The sequence below is a fragment of the Salinimonas sediminis genome, assembly GCF_003429285.1.
Lineage (GTDB): Bacteria > Pseudomonadota > Gammaproteobacteria > Enterobacterales > Alteromonadaceae > Alteromonas > Alteromonas indica.
On record NZ_CP031769.1, the window covers coordinates 3,722,628 to 3,747,075 of the forward strand.

Here is a 24,448-nt window from a genome sequence, read left to right on the forward strand (position 1 = left end):
TGCCAATTGCCATCATTAAAACCGGTCTTTGGACCGGTTTTTTTATAAATCACTCACCAAACATCTCGCATTCAGTTGAGGCTAGCCCCTCCGTAGCAATTGTTCAGATTAAATGAACAATTCGGGTTAAATTTCGTTTAATACTATTATTGGGCGGCTCATGCTACTTTGCCTGGCTTGCCCTGCCGTAAATTTTTTTCAGGAAGCCTATGCAATACGATCCGCAAAATATGCCTTTCGACAAATGTGAGGATGAGCCCATTCATATCCCTGAAAGTATCCAAGGCTATGGCTTTTTAATTGCATTTGATTATGAAGATTTAAAAATTACCGTCGTGAGTGAAAACACGCAGGAAATCTTTAATGAGCAGTTGATTGGCAAACATTTTCTGGATCTTCTGTCTCCCGAAGCGGATGAACGCAACTTTCTTAACGAAACCTTCGAGCGAGTCACCAAAAATAAGATTCGGCTTCCTATCAAGCTGCATCTGAAAGCTGATGTTTTAAAGCCTGACACCGAAAGCGATTATCTGGCCGTGGTCTACGACTCCGGCGAACGCTACGTGGTCGAACTGGAGCCGGCCACGGAATTTCGTGATACCTACAGCGCCGAGCAATTCATTAAATTGTACGCGATGACGGTGGCCCCGCGGTTCAAAGAAATGACCACGTTGGAAGAAATGGCTAAGGAAATGGTGTCTACCATTAAGTATCTGACGAATATGGACCGGGTGGTACTGTACAAGTTTCAGGAAGACTTTTCTGGCAAGGTCATCGCCGAGGCGAAAAGCGATGACCTGGAGTCCTACAACGAACTGCATTTTCCAGCCAAAGACATCCCCCCCAGGCCCGGGAGCTGTATAAAGTCAATTGGGTAAGATTGACCCCCGATACGGAACTGCCGCCTTCTAAGCTTATTCCTACTACCGAGGAAAGCCACCGGCAGCCACTGGATTTGACCCGCTCCTTATTACGTACATTTTCGCCTATCCACTTGCAATACGTCAGGAATCAGGGGCAGCGCGCGACGTTTTCTATCTCGTTGGTCACTGATGGCGAGCTGTATGGACTTATCACCTGCCATAACCGGGAACCCAGCTACATCCCTCAAAATGTTCGATTGCAGTGCGAGAATCTCAGTCAGTTATTCAGCTGGCACTTAAAAGCAAAAGAAGAAGAGCTGGCGCGTTTACGATTTGAAAAAACCGAGCAGGCAGTAGATGCCATGCTCAATAGAATCGGTCCTTCAAACCCGATTGGTAAAGTTATTAAAAATGCCGAGGGCGATTTTCTGGAAGCTCTGGATACCCATGGTTTTCTGTACTATTCAGAATATGAAACTATCACCCTGGGCCAGCATCTTCCCGTGGAGCTGACCAAAACAATTTTTAGCCGCGCCCGCCATAACGAAGGCTTTCCTTACGTCAGCGATAACCTGTATGAAGAATGGCCCGAAACCAAACAATACGGCATTGCAGGCATCATGATTATTCCGTTGTTTGAGAAGAAGAAATACTTTACCGCCTGGTTTCGTAAAGAACGGCCTATGAAGCAAAAGTGGGTTGGCGCGCAAGAGGAAGTTAACGAAGATTCGCCCAAAGCGAAGCGGCTGGAGCCGCGGACCTCGTTTACTGTCCATGAACGCACTATCACTGGCCACTCGAAAAAATTCGAGAAGGCCGATATTAACACTGCCCACCGGCTTAACCGTATGTTCCTTGTCTACGCCCTGGAAGTTCAGGAGCGTATGCATATCAGTATTAAAGAACTGGAAAAACAGGACCAATACCGCAATGAATTTCTGGCCACCCTGGCCCATGAGCTGCGTAACCCTCTTGGACCTATTATGTCCGGCGCCAGTATCCTGGAAACCGTAGATGACGAGGGCACCCGCAAGCGAGTCACCTCTATCATTAATCGGCAAGCTGAGTATATGTCAAAACTGATTAATGATTTGATGGATGTGTCGCGTATCACCCGGGGTAAAGTAAAACTCGAATTTGAGAAGCTGAATATCCACGATGTGATTTCCGAGTCGCTGGAAATTGTCGATCAGCATGTGAAAGCCAAACACCATACGCTGGATGTCCAGTACCTGAGTGAAGGGGCAACCGTGTTCGGCGACAAAGCCCGCTTAAGCCAGGTATTTTCCAATATTATTCACAATGCTGCTAAATACACCAACGAGCAGGGCCAGATTAATATAAATATTAAACAAGAAGGCTCAATGGTGGTAGTGCACATTAGTGATAATGGTATGGGCATTCCTCAAGACCGTCTGAAAGATGTCTTTAATATGTTCACGCAGATTGAAGCACATTCTACTCATACCAAAGGCGGTCTGGGCATTGGCTTGACGTTAGTAAGCAAATTGGTTGCATTACACCATGGTAGTGTTGATGTAACCAGCTCAGGCGAGGGAAAAGGTAGTACCTTTACGGTTAAACTACCAATCTATGAACTGGCTTTTGGTGATCAAGAGAGCACCGAAGAATCCGATACCAACTTATCTGGAAAACGGATAATGTTTGTGGACGATAACGAAGATCTTGTAGATATGTATTGTCTTTTAGCCACCACAATGGGTTTTGAAACCCGCGGTATTAGCGTTCCGCGTGATGCTATCGATGAGTTCAAAAACTTTAAACCTCATTGCGTCTTTTTGGATATCGGCATGCCAGACATTGATGGTTATGAGCTATGCAAGATATTAAAAGCATTGCCTGGGGCCAATATGGTTAAGTTTTATTCGCAAAGCGGCTGGGGAACGGATAAATACATCGAAAGCTCAAAGCAGGCTGGCTTTGATGATCATTTTGTTAAGCCCTTGTCCAAGGAAATCATTAAAAAGGTTATGGATTAACATATTCCCCAAGGCCGGCCTATTCTTCTGCAGGTTGGCCTTGGTTAAAGCCTGCACCAGACTTCGCGTGGAAAAGCCGGTAAGATTAGCTCTCCCCCTAAGTTCAGATTTTTCTTTTATCCTCTACTAATGCATAACACATGGGGGCGAACACAAGCTCAACCTCCCTGTACCTTTATCCAATACCGTTAAATCTTTGATAGATAGATGCATATCAGCAGCATGTGTAGGTTTTCTATTCTATGGAAAATCCCGCTAGCGACCTATTCGCTGATGAGCTATAGCACTTTGCATAAAGGTTTGTATCGCGGGGTGGGTCACATGGCGTCGCAAATTGTCGTTATAGCTTATGAAACCACTGGAATGACGTCGGTGCGAATATATCCTGGGGAGCCAAAGGCCTGGCAACCTATCATGCCAAAAACAGAAAAAAAGTTACAGAGGAAAGTGGAGCTGCCTGCGGCCGATTTACGCGATCCATCGCTACAGAGAAAATTAAATTGCGATAAGACCAGCCAATAGAAGTTTTTTATAGTGCGGGGCCCCAGAAATGCCGGGCATCATTGCTATTGAGTGAGTGTCAGGAAAAAACGGTTATTAAACTGGATGATACGACATCAGAACACTATGCCGATAGGCTGAATTTTATATAAAAATATAAAATTAAATAGGTCACTCAAACGTACTTCTTTGATAGAGGATTCATTCCCATTGCCGGCTTGTGCAACGTAACACTTCACTAAAATACGCCATTTAATACCTGCAATAAACAATAGAACTGGGCCGAAAAGAAGCCCAGTTCTATTTAACTGTACGTGCTTCGATAATTAGCCGTTAACGAAATCAACGCCCATTTTGATGTCGCCACGCAAACCTTCCAGCATGTCTTCTTTCGCTTTTTGCTCAAAATCGCTCAAGTCGCCATAAGGCAGAATTTCTTCTACGCCATTTGCGCCCAGGCGAACTGGATGAGCAAAGAAGTCTGCGTCTTCGCCATCGTCAATTTGAACATAGGTGTATTCCACCACATTTTCGCCTTGCATAGCGGCAGCTAAAGACAAGCAGAAGCGAGCAGCAGCCTGGCCCATCGATAGGGTTGCTGAACCACCGCCAGCTTTGGCTTCCACAACCTCGGTACCTGCGTTCTGAATACGCGTAGTCAGGCTGGCTACTTCATCATCAGAAAAGCTTACGCCTTCAACCTGGGACAGTAATGGCAAGATAGTAGTGCCTGAGTGGCCGCCGATAACCGGTACGTGCACATCAGCAGGATCCATATCTTTTAGCTCGGCAACAAATGTTTCTGCGCGGATAACATCCAGCGTAGTTACCCCAAACAATTTGTTTTTATCGTATACGCCTTTTGCTTTTAAAGTTTCTGCAGCAATGGCTACCGTAGTATTCACCGGGTTGGTAATAATACCAAGACATGCGCTTGGGCAATGTTCTGCAACACCTTCAACCAGTGTTTTCACGATACCGGCATTGATATTGAACAAGTCAGAACGATCCATACCTGGCTTACGTGGAACGCCAGCCGGAATCAATACAATGTCAGCACCTGTCAGCGCTACGCCCAAATCGTCTTTACCGTGACCGGTTACTTTTACCGCAGTGGGGATATGACTTAAATCGACAGCAACACCCGGAACTACCGGTGCCACATCGTAAAGCGCTAATTCTGAACCCGCTGGCAGTTGTGTTTTTAACAACAACGACAGCGCCTGACCAATACCACCGGCAGCACCTAACACGGCTACTTTCATTTCATTTCTCCTATGGAAATTTCACGTTTGTATAACGGTACGTCACCCTATAGTAACGCTTTGGAAAAAACAATCACCGGTTAGTCTTACTGCACAACCGCTGACTATCTCATCATTTATGCATTTGGCTGCATGATTATGCAATTAAATTGCATCGCTGTGGCCTCTACGGCACAATAATAACCCTTTGTGAGTTTAATACCAATAATGGCAGGCGCTATGGCAAATCTAAAACAAGAACAATTAATCAAAGCGTTTAAAGAAATTTTAAAAGCCGAAAGCTACGGCTCTCAGGGCGACATCGTAGAGGCCCTGAAAACCCAGGGCTTTGACAATATCAGTCAATCAAAAATATCCCGTATGCTAAGTAAATTCGGAGCAGTAAGAACCCGTAATGCCCGCGGCGATATGGTGTATTGTTTACCCCCGGAACTGGGTATGCCTACGGCTAAAAGCCCGTTAAAGCAGCTGGTACTCGACATTGTTCATAACAATGTGATGGTCATTATCCGTACCAGCCCGGGCGCCGCGCAGCTAATTGCCCGCTTGCTCGATTCGCTCAGTTCAAAAGATGGCGTATTAGGCACCATTGCTGGTGACGATACGATTTTCATAGCGCCAGCAGATGTAACCCAAATTGAAGATTTACGACAGCGCGTGGAAGATCTGTTCGAAAATGTATAGTACCGGACGCGAATAGTAAAAAAGCCCGGCTATACCGGGCTTATATTACGTTTGGCATCCAGAAGATACGCTTATTAAGCGCTATTTAGCTAATTGCTTAATTAAGGCTTCTGCTGCAGGCCGTGAAGAAGGCGGATTCTGGCCGGTAATTAGTCTTCCGGCTTCTACCACATAAGATTCAAAATCACCTTTTTTCGAATACTCGCCACCCGCTTTAACTAATTCGTCTTCCACCAGATAAGGCACTACATCGGTAAGCCCCACTGCATCTTCTTCAGTATTAGTAAAACCTGTCACCGCGCGACCTTTGATGTAGGGCTCGCCCGAACTATCTTTGACATTTTTTAATACGATTGGCGCATGACATACCGCAGCCACCGGCTTGCCGGTATTTAGCATATCTTCAATCAGGGTTTGCGAATGCACATTATCGGACAAGTCCCACAATGGACCATGACCGCCTGGATAGAATACAGCATCGAATTCATCAGCTTTAACATCTTCCAAAGCGATGGTAGACGCTAATGCCGACGATGCCAGATCATCGTTGCTAAAACGCTCAGTATCATCAGTAAGCGCATCTTTTTCTAAACTCATTGGGTCTATCGGAACCTGCCCGCCCAGTGTAGAAGCCAGCGTAATTGTGTAGCCTTCGTCAACAAAGGCATAATAGGGGGATGCGAACTCTTCCAGCCAAATGCCGGTTTTCTTGCCTGAATCACCCATGATGTCGTGCGATGTCATTACCATTAGCAGACGTTTACTCATATTGCCTCTCCTGATTGTATCAAAGTCTTATGTACAGGCAGTGCGGCGAATAAGTTTATATTCAAGTCTGTAAGGCAGGGTAATAAGCTGAATTAACAACAGATATAGATAAGCAGCCGGTAAGCGACAAGGCGCAAGTATTAGTGTCGGACCTAACCTGTACTCTATGTGTTGGGTAAAACACCGTTGCGGTAACCAGCGGCGTATATTTAGACATAAAAAAGCCGGTAGCTGTTACACCACCGGCAAGTACCTTCACTTTACGTGATTGTTATGCATCACTGCATGTTATTTTTAGAATCAGTTGTGTTTAGAATCTGTAGTTAACACCTACCCGAATTTCCCATAATGACGCATCACCTTGGCGACTTTCAGGGTTAGCTGTTCCCAAGGTAGATGTGTTGAAAGAAACTTCTTCCAGAATACCCCAGTCGTCATTTACCAGGTTGGTAAAGTTATCAACCACTAGTGTAACCTGCGCGGTGTGTTCTTCCATGAAGGCAGGGATTTCCTGTCTTACGGCTAAATCTACTTTTGTCCACCAGCTGCTTTCTTCTTCGTTACGCTCAGCGCCTATTGGCAACACGTTGTTGCTGTCTAAGAACGGCGTACCAAATCTTGCACGGCTATCGCCTGTGGAGTAGGTAAAGCTGTACGGACGGCCAGACTGTGCTACTGCAAAAGCTGAGAACGAGGTGGCATAACCGGCAATCCACTCAACATCGTAGCGGATATCGGCGGTTAAACGGTGCTCGATGTTCCAGTCTGATAATGAAGAAACTTCTTCATTCGGATTGGTAAAGGCACGGTACTGGTAGTTAGAGAACGCTACTGAACTGGTCATAGGCTGTAAATCTTCAGCGTGGCTGTAAGAGTAACCACCCGTTAACGTAATACCGTTGTCCCAGCTTTTGTTCATCGTACCGGTTAATGAATACGACGTTGAGTCTTCACTAGAGTTCGTTAATTCAAGAGAGCCATAACCATTTCTATCATATTCAATATAGCCTTCATCAGTCACGCCAACTTCTTCTATACCAAGGTATTTAATCATCGCCTGGTCTTGCGTCACACTAACCAACAGGTCAAGATTGAAAACGTAATCTTCGTTGGTAATGTGGGTCAGTCCGGCTGAAATTTTCCACTCGCTTGGCATCTCAAAGTCAGGGTCCAGGTTATTACTTTCGTAGTTACCGCCCTCACCTGCATCCATTAGCTCATCGAATGAAGCGGGTACAGAATAACCCGGCCCTGCAGTAACACCCTCTTCGGTATTAACCCAGGTAATGCTGCCATCAAATAAGCTAGGTAGCAGACCTTTTACTTCACCACCGGTAACGTTTGTATTTTGATAATTATTTGTCATCCAAACGTTCGGGTTACCGCCTGAGAACAGCCCCAGGCCACCACGAACTTCGGTACTATCACTTACTGTGTAGTTAAAACCAACGCGCGGCTGTAATAAGCTGATGCCATCCAGGTTTGCTGTATTGCTATAACCATTTTGAGCAGTGAATTCAGTATTTTCTACCGGACGGTCTGAGGTGGTGTACCAGTCGTAGCGAAGGCCAGCCACAATTTTCAAATCGTCAGTCAGGTAGAACTCATCCTGTGCATACGTTGAGTGCGCGGTATAACCCCAGCTTGCAGCGCGGTCGTTTAGATCGCCGGAGTAAGCATAACCATACTCTGCGTATGCGTTCGTACCGGTTTCGAAGTCGGCAATGCTGCTAAATGACAAACTGGTTTCTGAATGCTGTACGAACTGGTTGAAAATATCCAGGTCATCGCTTTCATAACCGAAAGTCACAGTATGGCCGTTATCGAAGTAGTAGTGACCACGTAGCAAGATGCTGGTGCTTTCCCAATCCAGGTCGTTAGCTTGACGGCTATCATCTGAACCCAGGTAAACGGTTAAGTCGTCGCTATCGTCACCAATTAACTCGTTATCAAGGGTGATCTTGATTTCACCAAAGTCATTGCCGCCGATAGTGCCGTCGCTATAAAGTGAATTTTGACGGTTATCCAACTCTGTGCGAGAAATACGGATTTCAGTAGAGAAGTTGTCTGTCCAGTCTGAATACAGTGCACCAGTGTACGAGTTTAGCTCTGCGCCGCGCTCATATAAATGGCTGGAGAACTCAAACTCATCAGAGTCGCCATCTGATTCCGCAAAATTGTTACCATCGTTATAGTTATAGGTAAAAGCGAAACGGTGAGAGTCGTTAATATTCCAGTCTAGTTTTACCAACAACTTTTCGTCTTCGTTTGGTAAGCTGGCAGGAACTGAGCCGGCATCGAAGCCATAAACATTTTGTGAAATTGCTGCTATCTGAGCAATTTCTTCAGAAGTGATGGCCACTTCGTTTATCGCACCTGAACCAATAGCACCACGGTCAAAGGTATTGGCGCCTTCAAGTTTTTCATAGGCCGCAAAAATAAACAGTTTATCTTTGATAATTGGCGCGCCTACTGAGAAGCCATAGCGACGTTCTGTATACGAACCCAATGTAATGTCTTCACCTTCCAGTGAATCACCTTTCAGGCTATCGCTACCGAAGTCGTAGAACGCAGTACCATGAACTTCATTTGTACCAGTTTTACTTACTGCACTGATATTACACGCAGAGAAACCACCATAGATTACATCGAAAGGCGCGATTTCTACCGAAACCCCTTCAATAGCATCAAAGGAAAACGGCATTCTTTCTGTTGGGTAACCGTTGGAATTCAGACCAAACAGGTCGTTCATACGAACGCCATCTACAGTCAGGCTGTTGAAACGCGGGCTTTTGCCCACACACTGAATACCGTTGCTGCCACCTTCATCAACATAGATGCGCGGGTCCATACGAACGATATCAGTAATATCACGGTTAATTGCAGGCGCTTCTTGCAGGGTTTCCAAATCGAAGCTAGCCGATGGACCCACCTGGCCAAACGAGAGGCTGCTAACCTGAGAAGCTGTTACTACGATATTTTCAACGCCGCCCTGTGGTTCAAGCATACGTTGTATAGAAGAGGCTTCACCCAGTTGCAGGTAAACATCGTTGATCGTTTGGTCAGCATACTCATCAGAGTCGATTTCAACGGTGTAGGGACCGCCCACGCGCAGGCCGCGCATGCTGAAAGAACCCGCACTGTTTACGGTAACTGTTTTTACTGCACCTGTGGGTACGTGCGTTACCTTAATCACCGTGCCAGGCGCCGGATTACCTTTAGGGCCGAAAATCTGACCATTTAAGTCAGAAGAGGTTACCTGAGCCAGTGCGGTCGATGACATCCCTACCGACAGCGCAACTGCAACCGCGACGCGGCTGAACTTAGATTTAGAGATCATGTGTGTGTTTCCCTTTTTATTCGTAATATGGAGGTATCTTTAAGCTAAAACTTTTCTTCTTATACTTTCTTGCTGAAAGTTGTTGCGGCAGATTGTTAGAAAATTATGTTTCATTAAGATGACAGTTTTTTATTATTGTTGTCATACAAACTTCTGAAATGGTTATTTTTTTAATTGTCACCAGAAGCTGAAACAGGAAAATTTACCCAACTGCCCTGTCAGCGCCGCACTGTTTTCAGCGCGGTTTATTCTTTACACAATGCGCATGAATAAACAGCGTTTAACGTGATTCAGAATAAATAATGAAATATTATTATTAAACAAATAGTTACCCTATTCAAGTAAGATTACCTGTTGCATTAAATAAGGTTAACTGGTGAAATCGGCGCTACAAATAAGGCTATGACCTTCTCTCAATTTTCAATCAGAGTCTATGCTTACTTACGGAAAAACACTAATAGTTACGATAGCCATTGCGCTGTGCTTTCTGTTGGGATTTTTTCAAAAATATTCTGTCCTGCCTGCTGTCCCCCCTCAGATTGGTCAATACTTGACCTGTGCAAGCCCGTTGTCGACTAATCGAGATGTGCTTAATGTCTACCTGACAGAAACCGCGATGGCGAACACTCTATTGTCTGCGCTTTGCGCTAATCGCATTGTTAACAAACAGTTTGGCGATGTGCATCTTATTATCGGCCAAAATGATTACGATACCTTTCGTTATATTAACCACGGCGTGAGTGATTTAGCTTTGGTGAAGAGCAATGTTGTAAAGGCGTTTGGGGCTAATGTTATTTATGGCTATGAAGAAATCGCCGCGCACGACAATTACAGCGCCTACTTCATCGCCTTACGCGAAAAACCCGAGTTATCCAAAGAGTACCTGTTAGGTAAACGTATCGGGATCCTGGACTACCCGAGTAGCCGCTCGGGCCATATCGTGCCGAAAACTATATTACAGTCGCTGGGACTGAATGAAGGGAATATGAGCTTGCAGTTTTACAGCTCTCATAAAGAGTTACGCAGGGCATTAATGGCCGGCGAAGTTGATTTGATTTCATCTTATTGGGGTCAGTCTGACGAACAGACCTTATCGAAAAACTACATTACTGCCCTGGAAGAAAATGTCAGCGGAATGCGCTGGTATTTGAAGATGCAAACCCGCAATACTGATTTGCGCTGTGCTTTACAAAACGTGGTGAAAACCGTGACTGAAAAAAGTGCTAAAACGTATTACCAGCGGGTTAATTTGCTTGATGAGTGTGCCCCCCATGACTGACCATACATTAACCCTGCTCAAGCCATGGCTCAAAGGGGCAGGCGTGGCGATTGGTTTGTGCCTGTTGTTTCAGTTAGTGATTACCGCAGGGCAATTATTGGCATATCAATTTACCTATCATCAAGCGCGAGATCATGTCGAACGCCGGGTAAGCCTGGACTGCGCGTACCTGGACATAGGCAATCAAACGTTAAATACGCCGGTTAATCACTCTGCTGTGGCCCGCTATATTGATAAACTGAATCAACAACTGCAAACGATGGGCTACCCTATTCGATTAGCAGCGTTACAGAATGTCGGCGGGAGTCTTGCCTTACCAGAGACCTTAACCGCCCGCACTACAGTGAAGATGCAAAGCGCTGAACAGGTATTAGAGGTTTCGCTGGCTATTGCCCCCTGGTGGCAGGTCGCAAAATTCAGCTTCGCGAGTATTCTTGGCGCCCTGATTATCGCCCCGATGCTAGTCAGATTGCGTCAGACGCAAAAGGCCAGGCATCAGCTTATTAGCGGCGCCGATGAAGCAGAGCCGCAGCCCCGGCTGGTTATAGATTTGCATAATAAAACTATTGGTAACGGCGTGGATGATACCCATCCACTAGTGCAAAATAAGCCGTTTTGTTTTTATGTAGCATTAGTCCGCTATTGTATTGATCATCCCGATAGCCAGCTATTACACCATAAAGACGTCCCCCCGGAGCTGATTAACGCCGCTAATAGTGTATTCAGCCGGCTGATAGAATTGGGCCATAGTAAACGCAAGCGCCCTGATTTTAATGCGAATCTGGATAAAACATTGAGCGAAATTCGCTCAGTGCTGGAGGAAGTGTTCAGTCAGTACAGTGAGGCCAAGGAAAAATATTATCCGCCCCGTGCCCAAGGCGAAGGCTCCCGGTCTAAACAGCATTCTTTTGCCCTTACCAACTTAACCGAGCAAGATGTTGAAATTATTGGAAACTAACTGCCGTTGTAACAGGTAACGGGGCGCTAATGACGAGCTCAATACACGCCTTGGGTTGACCAAACATTCTGTCCTGATGGCCCTGTGCACGGCGGCCTGATTATAGATAAATATAAACTTAATATTGATTCATTGGGTTCAATTGCGTATCTTTGCACGAGGAAAATCAGCCCCAAATCGATATGCAATCTCCATTAATTATAGCTATCTCCGGAGCCTCAGGCTCTGGCAAGTCACTTTTTACCAAAAATTTGTTAAACGCGTTTGCCGTTCAGGGGCAGCCGGTGCAAATCCTGCGTGAAGATCATTATTATCGCGCCCAGGACCACCTGCCAATGGAGTCTCGTGAAAAAAACAATTATGACCACCCAAATGCGTTTGAGCATGAACTGCTAAAAGCGCACTTGCAGGCATTGCGTCACGGGGAGCCCATTGACTACCCGCATTATTGTTTTAAAACCCACACACGCCTGCCTGACACAGAACGACTCAACCCTGCTCCGGTCATTATTCTTGAAGGCATCATGCTACTGGCGCGGCCGGAACTGCTGCCACTTTACGATGTGAAAATATTCATTGATACGCCGCTGGACATCTGTTTGATGCGCCGCATGATGCGAGATGTTAAAGAGCGCGGCCGTACCCTGGAGTCAGTAGCAAAACAATATGAATCAACCGTAAAACCTATGTATCATCAGTTTATAGAGCCTAGTCGCTTTACCGCTGATGTTGTGGTTACGCAGGGTGGCAAAAATCAAATCGCCCTGGATGTTATTAAATCGCACATCCAGCAGGCTATACAATAATAAAAAAGGAATCACCCTATGGTTAGTTTACTGGGCATTGCGTTCTTGCTCGGCATTGCGTTTTTATTGTCATCGGCCAAACGCAGCATTAGCTGGCGGACGGTGGGTGGCGCGTTTGCCGTTCAGGCCATTATTGGCGCCTTTATCCTGTATTTCGAACCGGGGATTAAATTTCTTCAGGCAGCAACAGAGTTTGTCCGCAGTATTATTGGCTACAGCCAGCAAGGTATTGATTTTATTTTTGGCCCCCTGGGCAATAAAAGTTTGGGGTTTATTTTTGCCTTTAACGTATTGCCGGTGATTGTATTTTTCTCATCGCTTATCGCGGTGCTGTACTATCTGGGCGTAATGAAATGGGTCATCCGATTAATCGGGGGCGCATTGCAGAAATTGCTTAACACCAGTCGGCCCGAGTCTATGTCGGCGGCAGCCAATATATTCGTAGGCCAAACTGAAGCACCGCTTGTGGTACGCCCCTTTATTCCACACATGACAAAATCCGAGCTGTTTGCGGTGATGGTGGGCGGTCTGGCCTCTATTGCCGGTTCAGTAATGGCCGGTTATGCCAATATGGGCGTGGAGCTGAAGTACTTACTTGCAGCAAGCTTCATGGCGGCGCCCGGCGGTTTACTGATGGCAAAGCTTATGTTGCCTGAAACTGAAAAGCCAAAAGAAGATTTGACGGAAATACAGTCCGAAGATACCAACTATGCCAATGTATTTGATGCTGCTGCCAGCGGCGCAGCGTCGGGCCTTCAACTGGCATTAAATGTTGGTGCGATGCTGCTGGCCTTTGTTGCCCTTATTGCTATGCTAAACGGCATTATCGGTTGGGCTGGCGGCCTGCTAGGCTATGAGGCGGTTTCCTTTCAAAGCATTCTTGGCTTCTTATTACAGCCGCTAGCCTGGGTTATTGGCGTGCCATGGGATGAAGCTCAGCTGGTAGGAAGCTTTATTGGACAAAAGGTAGTGGTGAACGAATTTGTAGCCTACCTGGATTTTGTTGCCCAGCAATCGCAGTTATCGCCCATATCACAGGCTATTGTTACCTTTTCCTTGTGCGGCTTTGCCAACTTATCTTCTATCGCCATTTTAATGGGTGGTATTGGCGCCATGGCCCCTACCCGGCGTAAAGAGATCGCCACTTTAGGCTTAAAAGCAGTAATTGCCGCGACGCTGTCGAATTTGATGAGTGCAGCGTTGGCAGGGTTTTATTTATCGCTTGGCTAAACTGGTCAACAGGCTATCCTTACTAATAGGATACGCTCATAAAAAGTGGACTAACTAGTCTGGTTTTTATACATTACTGCCATTGGACGGCCAGGTTTCATAACATGGCCGTTGTCGTTTTTAAAACACAGATGCACTCAAGCAGCATCTGTCTTGTTATACAGGACATCATTATGCAATTAGTTGCTGTCGATTATCAGTCTCCTACGGCCAAGCAAGAATTTGTTGAATCATTGCGCAAAACAGGTTTTGGCGTACTGAAAAACCATCCTATTCAACAGTCGATGGTAACGGATATTTACACTACCTGGCAGGCCTTCTTTGATAGCGAAGAAAAGCACAAATACGTGTATAACAAAGGAACCCAGGATGGTTTCTTTCCACAAAGCGTATCTGAAACAGCCAAAGGGTTTACTAAAAAAGATATCAAAGAATATTTTCATTTTTACCCTTGGGGGCAATGCCCGCCCGCGCTGCGCGCCCAGCTCGAACAATATTACAAAGAGGCCAATGCCCTGGCCCGCGAACTGCTTAGTTGGATTGAAAGCTGCTCACCTGAAGACGTGGCAAGGGAGTATCGCGAACCTTTATCACAGATGATTGAAAACAGCGATCAGACCCTGCTGCGTATATTGCACTACCCACCGCTTAATGGTGAAGAAGAGCCTGACGCCATCCGCGCTGCTGCACATGAAGATATTAACCTTATTACGATTTTGCCGGCGGCGAACGAACCTGGTTTGCAGGTACAGGCCACCGATGGTAATTGGCTAGATGTGCCATGTGACTTTGGTAACCTGATAGTGAATATTGGCGATATGTTGCAAGAGGCTTCAGGCCAGTATTTTCCTTCTACTACTCACCGCGTGGTTAACCCTGATAACGCTGACATGACAAAGTCGCGTATATCGTTACCGCTGTTTTTGCACCCGCGTCCTGATGTTGTGTTATCTGACCGCCATACGGCGGGCTCCTATTTACAGGAAAGACTCAAAGAGTTAGGGGTGATTTAAGCACTTCCTGCTATCGCGGTTAATCTAACCCGAATGGCCCGTAGGTAAGACTGCCCACGGGCCATTTTTGTAGGTGGTGAACTGCCGATACCTTGAGCCGGTCTGGCACCAGCGTAATGTTGCTGCTGGCCCAGATGCGCGAATTAAGGGTATTGGCCGGCCAGGTTATAGCGCTACGTAGTTTGCCAGGCTTACTTACTAATTGGCGGTTTGTAGCGCCGAAAGCTTACTGTTGTAACGGTGTTTATCCTGCGCAGAGTCAGCCATTGCCGCGGCCCGCGTTAAATATGCTTCAGCCCGGCTTATATCACCTAATGCGTAATACGCTTTACCCAAACCGAATAGCACCTCGTGATGGCGGCGATCCAGTTTAAGAGCCTGTCGATAGTGACTCAACGCCTGTTTAGTACGCCCATTATCCAACGCTTCTTCACCTAAAATAAAATGATAAAACGGGTTAGCTTGGCGTTTGGCTCTCAGCCTTGCCTGGATGTCATCTGCCCGGTTCTGTCTATCGCTAAGGCGATATAATACTGCCAGGTTTTCCCATGCGGTAAGATTCTCTTCATCCATGGCTATGGCCTTTTGGTAACTTTGTTGGGCTGCTGCGTATTCCCCCTGTTTGCGATACAACACGCCCAGGTTTACCCAGGCCTGGCCCAGCGTCGGGTCAGTTTTTGCCGCGGCCCTGAAGTAAGCATAAGCGCGGGTGTAACGGTCAGCCAACAAAGCATCTGCACCTTTATTGTTGTAGAACATGGCCACTACCCGCTCTTTGTCTATCGCTACCCGTTTAAAATGGCTACGAATAGCCTGAGGGTCGAAATCCACATCTACAAATACATCTCGCAAGGTGATCTGCTGGCTGTTTTGTGTGGGCGCAATACGCAGGTTTATATGCCCATTGAGCAGGTTATAACCTTCTCTACGCGTCCAGTACTCGGGGATGTCTACCTGATAGAACTGCGGTGTAAACCCGGCTGCCCGTGCCATAGAATAGGTGAGGATAGATAAAGAAAGGCAATTTGCGGCCCGGTTAGCAAAGGTTTCGGCGGCAACGGAATTAGCATTACTTCGATACAACAGTCCTAATTCTGCATGATCAAATATCTGGCGCGCCAGTTGACTGATATTTTGTTTAGGGGTGTGGTTAATAGCCTGCGTTTGATTTACAAATTTAATGGCATCTTCCCCCAAAGCAAAAATTTCGCGGTTTGTTTCAACCGGAAACAGCGTGTAGCTTGGAAAAATGTCATCCCGCAATAAGGCGGGGGCCACGGGGTCAGGGTCCTTGTGTGTCGCGCATCCTGCTGTGCTAATAACAAAAATAATGAAAAGCACGATTGCTACAGTTCGCATATTCACCTCCTAAAGGTGAGCCAGCGTCAACAATTAACATAATATTAACACAGCGTGTTCGCTATTTCGCCTTTTTCTATTGCAGATTGTTCATCAATCCATAATGCCTGTGGTACGTAACAATAAGGTAGCAGCGAATTAATTGCCTTTTGATAATCTACTCTGGAGAAAACTATGCACAGAAATAACCCAGCTAAGCGACAGGTATCGGCCCCTTTGGCGTTCTTCTTTATGCTCGGCACACTACTGTTTAGCGTCTCAGCGTTCGCCACGCATCATGCCGATGATGAAAAGGATCCTAGCGAAGAGGATATTATGACTACATTGCAGCATGATAAGCGTTTCTCTACATTAGTGAGCGCCATTGAAGCTGCGGGTATTTCAGATATTTTACGTGCTACAGGGGAGATCACCGTATTCGCCCCGACTAATGAAGCATTCGAACAAATTCCGGCTGACAAATTGGAAAGCCTGTTAAAACCTGAAAACAAAGAAAAGCTAGTCCGTATTCTGTCTTTTCACGTGGTAGAAGGCATTGTTAATGCTGAGCAAGCGGCCAGTATGCGTCAGGCAGAATCGATTGAAGGTACTGACCTTGATTTACGCACCAAAGGCGGCAAATTATTAGTCCAGGATGCTATGGTTGATGAAGAAAATATCATGACCAACAACGGTATCATTCATGCGATCGACAAAGTCCTGATGCCCTAAACCTGCATAAGAAAATACACGAAGGAAAAAAGCTGCACGATGCAGCTTTTTTTGTCCCTTTTCCCGCAAGCACCCTTCGCCGACTATCAATAATAGCTAAGTTTCCCTTTACAAACCAAATCAAACCTGATGATATTTTAATCACTTGCGCTGCCTTATATGCTGGTAAAGGGAAAAACATGAAAAGGGTTATTTTCAATCAGAAAGGAGGCGTAGGCAAATCTACGCTGAGTGTAAACCTGGCTGCGCAAAATGCACTGTGCGGACACCGGACGCTGCTGGTAGATCTTGATTCACAGGGCAATAGCACCCGGTATGTGGGGGTTGACGGCCAGCTTTATGGAAATACGGTGGCGGATATGTTTAAACAAGTCGCCGGCTGGTTTTCTTCGCCAAAACCAGCCCATGCTTTTGTTCACCCAACCGTGGTGGAGCATCTCGATGTACTTCCGGCCCACCCTTCCCTCGCCCAAATTGAACATGAGCTAGAATCCCGCTACAAAATGTTCAAACTCAAAGATGCGCTTACTACGCTTTCCACCCAATATCACAGCATTTATATTGATACGCCACCCAATTTCAACTTCTATTCAAAAGCGGCATTGATCGCAGCAGACCGCTTTTTAGTGCCATTTGATTGTGATGATTTTTCCGCTATGGCCATCGACCGCTTGTTAAGCAATGTACTGGAGCTAAAACAGGACCATAATGCCGAGCTGGTTTTTGAAGGCGTGATAGTCAATCAGTTTAACCCCCAGGCCAAATTGCCCAAAACGCTTATACAAATGCTCAAGGATAAAGATTTACCGGTGCTGGCACCTTATATTGGTAGCTCAGTAAAAGTGAAGGAGTCGCATAGCGCGCGTATACCCATGGTAGCAATGGCACCCGGACACAAAGTTTCAAAGCAGTTACTGGCGTTGTATCACACTTTGCAGGCTACCCCGCCACATCCATAACAATAATCGCTGCCCCCAATCCAAGCAGCACCATACCTGCGATACGATCTTGCCAAACAGCAAAATGCGCCGAACGGTTAAGCTGCGCACTGAGTTGACGGCATAAGCCTACAACCAGCATATCTGATGCAAACGCAAGTAGCGTATAGATAATGCCTAGTGTAAGTAATTGCACACTAACACTGGCGCCATGGGGGGTAACAAACTGGGGCAAAAAGGCTAAAAAGAACAGCGCTGTTTTAGGGTTGGTCAGCTCTACGAACAAACTTTGCCGTAATACATTTGTGCGCACTTGTTCCTCATTACAGCGCAGGGCTGGCGCGCGGCTCTGGTTTAAGGTCTTCAAACCAAGGAAAATCAGATAAGCAGCGCCAGTCAACTTAACCAGCGTAAATAGCCATTCGCTATACACCATCACAGTGGCAAGCCCGGCACAGGTCAACAGTACATAAATCACACTACCAATAGCCATACCACTTGCTGCGGCAATGCCGGCGCGCGCCCCGCGATTCAGCGTACATGCCATAATGTACAGATTGGACGGGCCCGGCGACAAGGTTAGTGTTAGCGTGGCCACGCAAAAGGCGGCCAGTAAAGAAACGTCAGGCATAGCACCCCTATATAAAAATGCCGGGCCCCACAGGCCCTGATAAAATACTCAACTTTTTATCCCTACGTTGCAGGATAATGCTCAGCAGGCCATGATACAACATCCCCGGTTATCGTGCTGACAGCCTCATGGGTGGAGTGTGCCGGCCCAGATCGCGATTTTCTGCCAATGGCAACCTTGCGTAAAAGCAACCCGCTTTGGTGAAGTTGGCGTACATAAGCTTAGCCGTTTACGTTTATAAAGGTTTTGTTATGTCACACACGTACTGGTGGACCCTGCTGGGGCTGTGGTTCATTTTGTTATTGGTCTTTGTACAAAATACCATCGCTGCGGGCGTTCACGCGAAACACGATTCCGCCGCGCCAGGTAAGGTAAGCGACGATCTGGGCCATGAATCATTGGTTTTTCGTACTCACCGTACCTTTCACAACTCACTAGAGAACCTGGCGATTTTTGTTATACCGGCGGTGCTGGGGATGGTAATAGGTGCTGACCCGGCTATTTTAGGGGCCATGGTATGGGCATATGCGCTGGCGCGGGTGGGCCATATGATTTTGTACTACTCAATTGCTACAGCAAAAAATCCCAGTCCCAGAAGCTATTTCTTTTTAGCTGGGTGGGTTATCAATGCTGCTTTATTTGTACTAATAGGCATGCGTTTGATTGTAGGTTGAGCAACATCACGATAAGCTGAGCAGTAGTCATAAAAAAGGATTAGCCTGGCGTAATCAAAAACAGGGGCTGCTATCCGGGCACAGCAGAGGCAGCCTAGCGACAACGCAAAGTTGCAAGGAATTCAAAAACGTATACATTTAATTGAAACATGCGTACATTTACCGCTTTTAAGCTGTGCCGAGTCATTAGTAAATAGCAGGGTGTAACGTTTCCATTTGCCATAAAAAAGCGCTGTATAGGAGTCTTCGTGATTTTTGAACAAAATGCGGCACGCTCAATAGAAGATTGCCGGGTATTGATTGTGGACGATCAGGAAACCAGCCTACTTATAATGGCCACCCTGCTGGAAGACCTTGCGCAGTGCGAAACGGTTAATAGCGCCAGTGATGCTCTGGCAGCTTGCGAGAAACAACTGCCGGATTTAATCATTACCGATGTGAATATGCCAGGCATGTCCGGCCACGAATTATGTCAGTTGTTACGAAAAAGTCCCGAAACCGCCCAGCTTCCCGTGATGTTCGTAACGGCCTCTGATAGCGATGAGGAACAGGAAAAATGCTGGCAGGCGGGAGGCGTAGACTTTGTCACTAAGCCAATCCACGCTACTACATTCCGTAATCGGGTTAAATTTCAGCTATCTCATAAGCTAAAAACCGACTTGCTGGAAACCCTGATTTATACAGACCGCCTTACCGGGGCGTTTAATCGCCATTATATGGACGAACGCCTGCCCAGCATCGTGAAAGAAGCCCAGCGCGAAAACCAACCTTTGGCGGTGGCTATTTTTGATATTGATTACTTCAAACAATATAATGATCAGTATGGTCATATGGCCGGAGACAGTTGCTTATGGAAACTGGCTACGGCCGTGCGGCAAAACCTAATGCGGCCTATGGATCATCTGATTCGGGTTGGCGGAGAGGAATTTTTAGTACTGCTTCCGCGCACCGAAACTGAAGGCGCTGAAGTCGTTTGCCACCGCATGCTGGAGACAGTCAGCGGGTTAAACATTGCCCATCAACGTTCTGAATTTGGTCATGTTACCGTCAGTATTGGGCTTAGCATCTATCATCCGGCCCAAAGCGCTACTATTGAAGATGTGCTTCTGCAGGCTGACAAATGTCTGTATCAGGCTAAAGCAAGCGGCCGAAACCAACTGGCGCAGGCCGACTAACCCCCTATTTGTTTTTCTGGTTGAAAATATTATGTCTGAATTATTGCCCATTTGGGATCAAAGTGGTGCCTTGCAGCGTTTAATGAACAAAGAAGCGTTGTTACAGCGGGTTTTGCTGATGTTTTTGGATCAGGCCGAACCCCGCCTGATGGAAATACGCGCCGATATCAATCAGGGCCGGATAAGCCAGGCCAAAGCGACCACGCATATGCTTAAAGGCAGTGCTGGCGAAGTAGGCGCTATGCGCTTACATGCCAGCCTGGGTCGTCTGGAAGCTTGCTTAATCAGCGAACCCGCCCGCGCTGCCGATCTTTACAATACGGTTGCCTACAACTACCAACTGTTTGTGAACGAAGCAAAACACAATGCTTAATCAGCGCTAAGATTGGGTCTGCATTTGTAGGGTAACCACCTTACGGGGCTGGGCCGGGGTAATATCAAACACAATAAAAAACACAAAGGTGGAATATAGCGCCGCCAGTGTGACAAATAATGCGCTTAAGTCTATTGCACTGACCATTGCCAGGGGCGCCAGTAGTGCTATGGGTAAAAAAGCCAGAAACGCTTTGGGTTGGCAAAATAATTTATACCAGATAGTTTCCCCCTGCCGCTGGGTTAGCCCCAGACTATTACAAAAATAGCTTAGTACCACGGGCAGAATCTGCATCACGCAGACAATAGCCGCTAAAATAACCACCCCAGCGATGACAGTACCATCCAAGCTTGATGGGGCTGCTTGGGTCAGGGTGATTGGTGCACCAGCAGCGGCGTGAAGCATTCCCGCGACTATATAGCCTCCCCAGCTAAGCACACTTACCGCCGCCACCACGCTTAGTAACAGCGGTTGATGAAACTTAAACTCTGTCAATACATTATGCAACGAACCATGCCGATATTGCGTGGTAACCACCGTTACACCAAGGCCCATTAAAGCGACCAACGCCGCCATTTTTAACGGAAAAAGTGAAGCTGGGATGCAGCTGACCATTACGGTTAAACTCATCAATAACGTACTGATAAGAGGCTGGTTATATAAAAAGCGAAACAGTGACGTATAGGCTTTTATGTAATCCTGATTGTTAAGTGTGGTGTTGATGTTCATCATAGTTCCCCAAAGCTGTCAGCTTAACTATATCCGCCAACCCGGCTTTTGGTACCTTTGAACATTAAACAAGCGTATACGGTAGGAAGGTCAGGTATCTTATTCAATACAACCCCAATACACAGCCAACAATGATAAGGAGCGTACGCACTCCACTGCTTTAGCCAGGTAAAGTCGCGATAGCTGCAAAGAACATTTGAAGAAAAGAATACTTAACTACTCATGGACAGCAAAACCTGCACCATGACTTTTTAGGATCAATATTGGTATGGGTTGCATTTGCTGTGATTTAATCACACTACAATGGGGAAAATACTGTTTTAGGGTGTTTTAATATGGCATGAACGCCGATATGTATAGTCTATACACTAAGCGTATATGGAATAATTTTGAAGAACTTAGAAATGGTGCCCAGGGGCGGACTTGAACCGCCACGCCCTTTCGAGCACTAGCACCTGAAGCTAGCGTGTCTACCAATTTCACCACCTGGGCTTACAAGATACAAACAAAATAAAGCGTTTGTCTGTGTCGTTGTGGGAGCGCAATTTACGCAAGGATAGCCGCTTTGTCAATCACCTAACGCGATTTATTTTCAATTTTTCTGCTCACCACTGCCCCTGTGTGCAGCAAATCGCCCAATTGTGTTTTTTTAGTACAATTTAGCTGATGAGCCTGGGCCAACCATAATTGATAAGTTGCCAGGGCATCATCCAGAGCGTGGTGTTGGGGCGCCGGGCTAAGGTGATAACGCTGCCGGCAGTGCGCCAGGGTTAACGCATTTGCAGGTATCACGCTGGTGTGCTTTTCAAGAAAGTATTTTTCTAGCAACATTGTGTCGATGGCGGTAATAGTCAAAGGCGCCAGGCCAAGCTTGCTTCCCACCTTTGCCAGAATACCTACATCCAGCGCACTGTTATGGCATATCACAACATGGCTTCGAAGCAGAGGGACCAATTGCCTATATACCTGCTTAAGCGGTTTGCCCGTATGCAATTGCGGCGCAGTAAGGCCATGTATTACCGGGCTTTGCGCCAGGTCCTGCGCATCACTCACCGGCGCGTAAAAAGCCGAGTCCAGCGCTATAGTAGCCCCCTTCCCCGCTATCCAGCCTACCGATGTGACCCCGGCGGTCGCCAAGGTCAGGCTGGTAAGTTCAACATCCACAGCGAGCATATCTATTTGCCTCAATGGTGACGTTAACATGGCTTGGGGTATCACTGAGGATAGCCCAAGCCATTGGCGTAAAAGATGGCCCCATTGGTTCATTGATGTTATCCCATCCCGCCGGCAAATCTTAATACCGCCGCTTGTTGGGCACGCTCTATTGCCTTAAAAGCGGCTTTTAGCTGATGCTTTTCAATAGAGGATAGCTGGCTTACCCGCACCCGGTTATCCGTGACGCTATTGGTTAACTGATGTCGCCAGCGTAAACGTCCCAAAAACAGCCAGATATCACGTAAGTTTTCAGCATCTTTGACACTAAGTCCACTCCCTTTTGGCAAACCAGCTAAGCGCGGTAATGTGCCCGGCGTGCTAATTTGACTGGCTAACGCATATACTCTCACCAGGTTATTAATGATAGCCACCGCGTTAACCTTAATATCAATACTGTCGGGATACGCAGCCTGTTTGTGATACACAAACTTTTGAAACAGAGACAGCGGTACGGCAATGTCGTTGGTACTGCGCACCAGTGCGGCCAAAAATAGCGGCCGTTTGAACAATGGCATTCGCAGTTCATGTAGTTGAGCTAAGAGCTCACGATGCCCCGCCACCGCGCGTACGTCTAAAAAAATATTTAGTTTTAATAAGGCCGCTGGCGTGGGCTGATTAACCCATTGCTGTGCTTCCTTGTAAGCCTGGTCGACCGATTGACGTAACGCAGGATTGCTGGCCATTATATTACCTTCACACAGCCGTATACCGCACTTGGCCAATCCCTGGCAGACATAATGGGACATTCCCGCAAAATAACGTGAAGCGGCGGCATCTGGCTGGCGCGCTAAAAGCAAGCTGTTATCTTGATCCGACCCCATCGTCTGATCTTCGCGAGCCTGGGAGCCATAGGCCAGCCAGCACCAGTGCATTGGCGCCGGGCCATGGTCGGCCTCGTAAAATGCAAGTAAGCGCCGGGTCATAATATCAGTAGCCTGAGATAATACTTTTCCCGCAATATCGAAGTCGCCGGGACGCCGGGCCGCACTGGCAAAATAGTGGGGGATTTGCCAGGCGACAGCGGTTAATTCATACAGGTTGCTTGCTTTCGCCAAGGCGCCGATAACAAACAGTACATTACTGCGCTGCAGACGAATAAGGTCGGTGGCCGTCAACATCCCGACAGGCTGTCGGGTGGTTTGGTTCACCACCGGCAAATGATGGATATTTTTCTCACTCATCAGTGCCATCGCGTCAAACAAGGTACGATTATCACTAATGCTGGCCGGCTGAGCGGTCATTATTTGGGTTACCGGGGCACTGATATCGCACCCATGGGCCACTACCCTATTGCGCAGATCCCGGTCGGTCACAATCCCTGTAAGCAGATTATCTTTGGTGACAAGCACAGATGACACGTTATGGTCAGCCATGGTCATAGCCGCCGCCTGGATAGACTGGGCGTGGTCCACACTGACAGGCTGATTATTGATAACGTCGAGTAAGGGGCGGTAAAGCCACATGGAATTCGACATTTCTATAGCCTGATGACCCGCCATGTCAGTATATAAGGTGGAGAAAAACATAAAAATAGCGGGCTGTTGCAGCAATGATGCAATGCTGTCGCCAGCAAACTGGTATATCAGGCCTGGCTGATCTACCGATACACTTAATGGAGTTGGTGGGGAGCAAGCAGTGGCAGATTGCTGCGCAGTATCAGTTTGATACTTATTGAGTATATTACTGAGATTAAAGTAGTCGCCTTCGCTTAGGTGTTTTACCGGTCCATCACAATCGTGCACAGTGAATTGACCATTAGCAATCAGGTAAAGGCTGGTAGCACGTTTATCAATAAGCTCGGCCACATTATCCTGGGTCAAATAAATAAGGCTGGCATGGCGCGCAAGCTCGCCAAGGTCACTGTCAGATAGCGTATCAAATGGTGCTGACTCACCCAGAAATGTCAGAACCTGTTGGGGTACAGCGCTCATATGTG

Annotated in this window: 21 protein-coding genes and 1 tRNA gene; 13 read left to right on the forward strand and 9 right to left on the reverse strand. The window is 46.9% G+C overall.

Annotated elements, in window-relative coordinates; all coding sequences use genetic code 11:
- The first annotated feature begins 209 nt into the window (after positions 1-209).
- Positions 210-878 carry a phytochrome family protein gene (locus D0Y50_RS19805; protein ID WP_232366289.1) on the forward strand — a complete coding sequence of 223 codons (669 nt, stop codon included), beginning with the start codon at positions 210-212 and terminating at the stop codon, positions 876-878.
- A 2-nt stretch (positions 879-880) separates the two neighbouring features.
- Positions 881-2,863, forward strand: coding sequence for a hybrid sensor histidine kinase/response regulator (locus D0Y50_RS16320; RefSeq protein WP_232366290.1), 1,983 nt, complete (start codon positions 881-883; stop codon positions 2,861-2,863).
- A gap of 827 nt (positions 2,864-3,690) precedes the next feature.
- Here D0Y50_RS16320 and mdh read toward each other — a convergent pair.
- Positions 3,691-4,629: a malate dehydrogenase gene (mdh, locus tag D0Y50_RS16330; RefSeq protein ID WP_108568379.1), complete on the reverse strand. Its 939-nt coding sequence runs from the start codon at positions 4,627-4,629 to the stop codon at positions 3,691-3,693.
- A gap of 219 nt (positions 4,630-4,848) precedes the next feature.
- On the opposite strand from mdh, the gene argR reads away from it, so the two are divergent.
- On the forward strand, positions 4,849-5,313 hold the full coding sequence (gene argR, locus D0Y50_RS16335) for a transcriptional regulator ArgR (protein ID WP_108568457.1): 465 nt from the start codon (positions 4,849-4,851) through the stop codon (positions 5,311-5,313).
- Between the two features lie 81 nt (positions 5,314-5,394).
- On the opposite strand, the gene D0Y50_RS16340 is transcribed toward argR, so the two are convergent.
- Both D0Y50_RS16340 and D0Y50_RS16345 read right to left on the reverse strand, forming a co-directional pair.
- Positions 5,395-6,081, reverse strand: a complete 687-nt coding sequence (locus tag D0Y50_RS16340; RefSeq protein WP_108568378.1) for a type 1 glutamine amidotransferase domain-containing protein — start codon at positions 6,079-6,081, stop codon at positions 5,395-5,397.
- Positions 6,082-6,391: 310 nt separating this feature from the next.
- The gene (locus D0Y50_RS16345; RefSeq protein ID WP_117318008.1) at positions 6,392-9,421 is read right to left on the reverse strand and encodes a TonB-dependent receptor; all 3,030 of its coding nucleotides are present in this window, start codon (positions 9,419-9,421) and stop codon (positions 6,392-6,394) included.
- A gap of 568 nt (positions 9,422-9,989) precedes the next feature.
- Here D0Y50_RS16345 and D0Y50_RS16350 point away from each other — a divergent pair.
- From D0Y50_RS16350 to D0Y50_RS16370, 5 genes are all read left to right on the forward strand, one after another.
- Positions 9,990-10,700: a phosphate/phosphite/phosphonate ABC transporter substrate-binding protein gene (locus D0Y50_RS16350; protein WP_232366291.1), complete on the forward strand. Its 711-nt coding sequence runs from the start codon at positions 9,990-9,992 to the stop codon at positions 10,698-10,700.
- Positions 10,693-11,658, forward strand: a complete 966-nt coding sequence (locus D0Y50_RS16355; protein ID WP_117318010.1) for a hypothetical protein — start codon at positions 10,693-10,695, stop codon at positions 11,656-11,658. Before D0Y50_RS16350 ends, D0Y50_RS16355 begins: the two co-directional genes overlap by 8 nt.
- A 182-nt stretch (positions 11,659-11,840) precedes the next feature.
- The gene (gene udk / locus D0Y50_RS16360; RefSeq protein ID WP_108568374.1) at positions 11,841-12,464 is read left to right on the forward strand and encodes a uridine kinase; all 624 of its coding nucleotides are present in this window, start codon (positions 11,841-11,843) and stop codon (positions 12,462-12,464) included.
- A gap of 18 nt (positions 12,465-12,482) precedes the next feature.
- Positions 12,483-13,694: a NupC/NupG family nucleoside CNT transporter gene (locus D0Y50_RS16365; RefSeq protein ID WP_108568373.1), complete on the forward strand. Its 1,212-nt coding sequence runs from the start codon at positions 12,483-12,485 to the stop codon at positions 13,692-13,694.
- 173 nt (positions 13,695-13,867) lie between these two features.
- Positions 13,868-14,707, forward strand: coding sequence for an isopenicillin N synthase family dioxygenase (locus D0Y50_RS16370; RefSeq protein ID WP_108568372.1), 840 nt, complete (start codon positions 13,868-13,870; stop codon positions 14,705-14,707).
- Between the two features lie 198 nt (positions 14,708-14,905).
- Here the strand turns inward: D0Y50_RS16370 and D0Y50_RS16375 are convergent, their stop codons facing one another.
- Entirely contained in the window at positions 14,906-16,066 is a 1,161-nt protein-coding gene (locus tag D0Y50_RS16375) for a tetratricopeptide repeat protein (protein WP_232366292.1), read from the reverse strand.
- A gap of 174 nt (positions 16,067-16,240) precedes the next feature.
- Here D0Y50_RS16375 and D0Y50_RS16380 point away from each other — a divergent pair, with 174 nt between their 5' ends.
- Positions 16,241-16,777, forward strand: a complete 537-nt coding sequence (locus D0Y50_RS16380) for a fasciclin domain-containing protein (RefSeq protein ID WP_108568370.1) — start codon at positions 16,241-16,243, stop codon at positions 16,775-16,777.
- Positions 16,778-16,956: 179 nt separating this feature from the next.
- Positions 16,957-17,736, forward strand: coding sequence for a ParA family protein (locus D0Y50_RS16385; protein WP_117318013.1), 780 nt, complete (start codon positions 16,957-16,959; stop codon positions 17,734-17,736).
- On the opposite strand, the gene D0Y50_RS16390 is transcribed toward D0Y50_RS16385, so the two are convergent.
- Positions 17,717-18,346 carry a LysE family translocator gene (locus D0Y50_RS16390; protein ID WP_108568368.1) on the reverse strand — a complete coding sequence of 210 codons (630 nt, stop codon included), beginning with the start codon at positions 18,344-18,346 and terminating at the stop codon, positions 17,717-17,719. The two genes, D0Y50_RS16385 and D0Y50_RS16390, sit on opposite strands and share 20 nt — an antisense overlap.
- 251 nt (positions 18,347-18,597) lie before the next feature.
- On the opposite strand from D0Y50_RS16390, the gene D0Y50_RS16395 reads away from it, so the two are divergent.
- The 3 genes from D0Y50_RS16395 (at position 18,598) to D0Y50_RS16405 (ending at position 20,568) form a co-directional block, all read left to right on the forward strand.
- Positions 18,598-19,020: an MAPEG family protein gene (locus D0Y50_RS16395; RefSeq protein WP_117318015.1), complete on the forward strand. Its 423-nt coding sequence runs from the start codon at positions 18,598-18,600 to the stop codon at positions 19,018-19,020.
- Positions 19,021-19,268: 248 nt separating this feature from the next.
- Entirely contained in the window at positions 19,269-20,195 is a 927-nt protein-coding gene (locus D0Y50_RS16400) for a diguanylate cyclase (protein ID WP_117318017.1), read from the forward strand.
- A gap of 31 nt (positions 20,196-20,226) precedes the next feature.
- Positions 20,227-20,568 carry an Hpt domain-containing protein gene (locus D0Y50_RS16405; RefSeq protein ID WP_170145537.1) on the forward strand — a complete coding sequence of 114 codons (342 nt, stop codon included), beginning with the start codon at positions 20,227-20,229 and terminating at the stop codon, positions 20,566-20,568.
- A 6-nt stretch (positions 20,569-20,574) separates the two neighbouring features.
- Here D0Y50_RS16405 and D0Y50_RS16410 read toward each other — a convergent pair whose 3' ends face one another.
- The 4 genes from D0Y50_RS16410 to D0Y50_RS16425 all read right to left on the reverse strand — a co-directional run bounded on the left by D0Y50_RS16410 (position 20,575) and on the right by D0Y50_RS16425 (position 24,443).
- Entirely contained in the window at positions 20,575-21,300 is a 726-nt protein-coding gene (locus D0Y50_RS16410; RefSeq protein ID WP_117318021.1) for a hypothetical protein, read from the reverse strand.
- Between the two features lie 402 nt (positions 21,301-21,702).
- Positions 21,703-21,789: transfer RNA gene (locus tag D0Y50_RS16415), tRNA-Leu, on the reverse strand.
- 84 nt (positions 21,790-21,873) lie between these two features.
- Positions 21,874-22,563: a 3'-5' exonuclease gene (locus D0Y50_RS16420; RefSeq protein ID WP_108568363.1), complete on the reverse strand. Its 690-nt coding sequence runs from the start codon at positions 22,561-22,563 to the stop codon at positions 21,874-21,876.
- 5 nt (positions 22,564-22,568) lie between these two features.
- Positions 22,569-24,443, reverse strand: a complete 1,875-nt coding sequence (locus D0Y50_RS16425; RefSeq protein ID WP_117318023.1) for a DUF294 nucleotidyltransferase-like domain-containing protein — start codon at positions 24,441-24,443, stop codon at positions 22,569-22,571.
- Positions 24,444-24,448: the final 5 nt, after the last annotated feature.

Coding starts and splice junctions, on each gene's coding strand:
- D0Y50_RS19805 (WP_232366289.1), top strand. CDS start 210: ATGCAATACGATCCGCAAAATATGCCTTTCGACAAATGTGAGGATGAG.
- D0Y50_RS16340 (WP_108568378.1), bottom strand. CDS start 6,081: ATGAGTAAACGTCTGCTAATGGTAATGACATCGCACGACATCATGGGT.
- D0Y50_RS16410 (WP_117318021.1), bottom strand. CDS start 21,300: ATGATGAACATCAACACCACACTTAACAATCAGGATTACATAAAAGCC.
- D0Y50_RS16380 (WP_108568370.1), top strand. CDS start 16,241: ATGCACAGAAATAACCCAGCTAAGCGACAGGTATCGGCCCCTTTGGCG.
- udk (WP_108568374.1), top strand. CDS start 11,841: ATGCAATCTCCATTAATTATAGCTATCTCCGGAGCCTCAGGCTCTGGC.
- D0Y50_RS16370 (WP_108568372.1), top strand. CDS start 13,868: ATGCAATTAGTTGCTGTCGATTATCAGTCTCCTACGGCCAAGCAAGAA.
- mdh (WP_108568379.1), bottom strand. CDS start 4,629: ATGAAAGTAGCCGTGTTAGGTGCTGCCGGTGGTATTGGTCAGGCGCTG.
- D0Y50_RS16395 (WP_117318015.1), top strand. CDS start 18,598: ATGTCACACACGTACTGGTGGACCCTGCTGGGGCTGTGGTTCATTTTG.
- D0Y50_RS16405 (WP_170145537.1), top strand. CDS start 20,227: ATGTCTGAATTATTGCCCATTTGGGATCAAAGTGGTGCCTTGCAGCGT.
- D0Y50_RS16420 (WP_108568363.1), bottom strand. CDS start 22,563: ATGAACCAATGGGGCCATCTTTTACGCCAATGGCTTGGGCTATCCTCA.
- D0Y50_RS16345 (WP_117318008.1), bottom strand. CDS start 9,421: ATGATCTCTAAATCTAAGTTCAGCCGCGTCGCGGTTGCAGTTGCGCTG.
- D0Y50_RS16390 (WP_108568368.1), bottom strand. CDS start 18,346: ATGCCTGACGTTTCTTTACTGGCCGCCTTTTGCGTGGCCACGCTAACA.
- D0Y50_RS16425 (WP_117318023.1), bottom strand. CDS start 24,443: ATGAGCGCTGTACCCCAACAGGTTCTGACATTTCTGGGTGAGTCAGCA.
- D0Y50_RS16365 (WP_108568373.1), top strand. CDS start 12,483: ATGGTTAGTTTACTGGGCATTGCGTTCTTGCTCGGCATTGCGTTTTTA.
- argR (WP_108568457.1), top strand. CDS start 4,849: ATGGCAAATCTAAAACAAGAACAATTAATCAAAGCGTTTAAAGAAATT.
- D0Y50_RS16385 (WP_117318013.1), top strand. CDS start 16,957: ATGAAAAGGGTTATTTTCAATCAGAAAGGAGGCGTAGGCAAATCTACG.
- D0Y50_RS16355 (WP_117318010.1), top strand. CDS start 10,693: ATGACTGACCATACATTAACCCTGCTCAAGCCATGGCTCAAAGGGGCA.
- D0Y50_RS16375 (WP_232366292.1), bottom strand. CDS start 16,066: ATGCGAACTGTAGCAATCGTGCTTTTCATTATTTTTGTTATTAGCACA.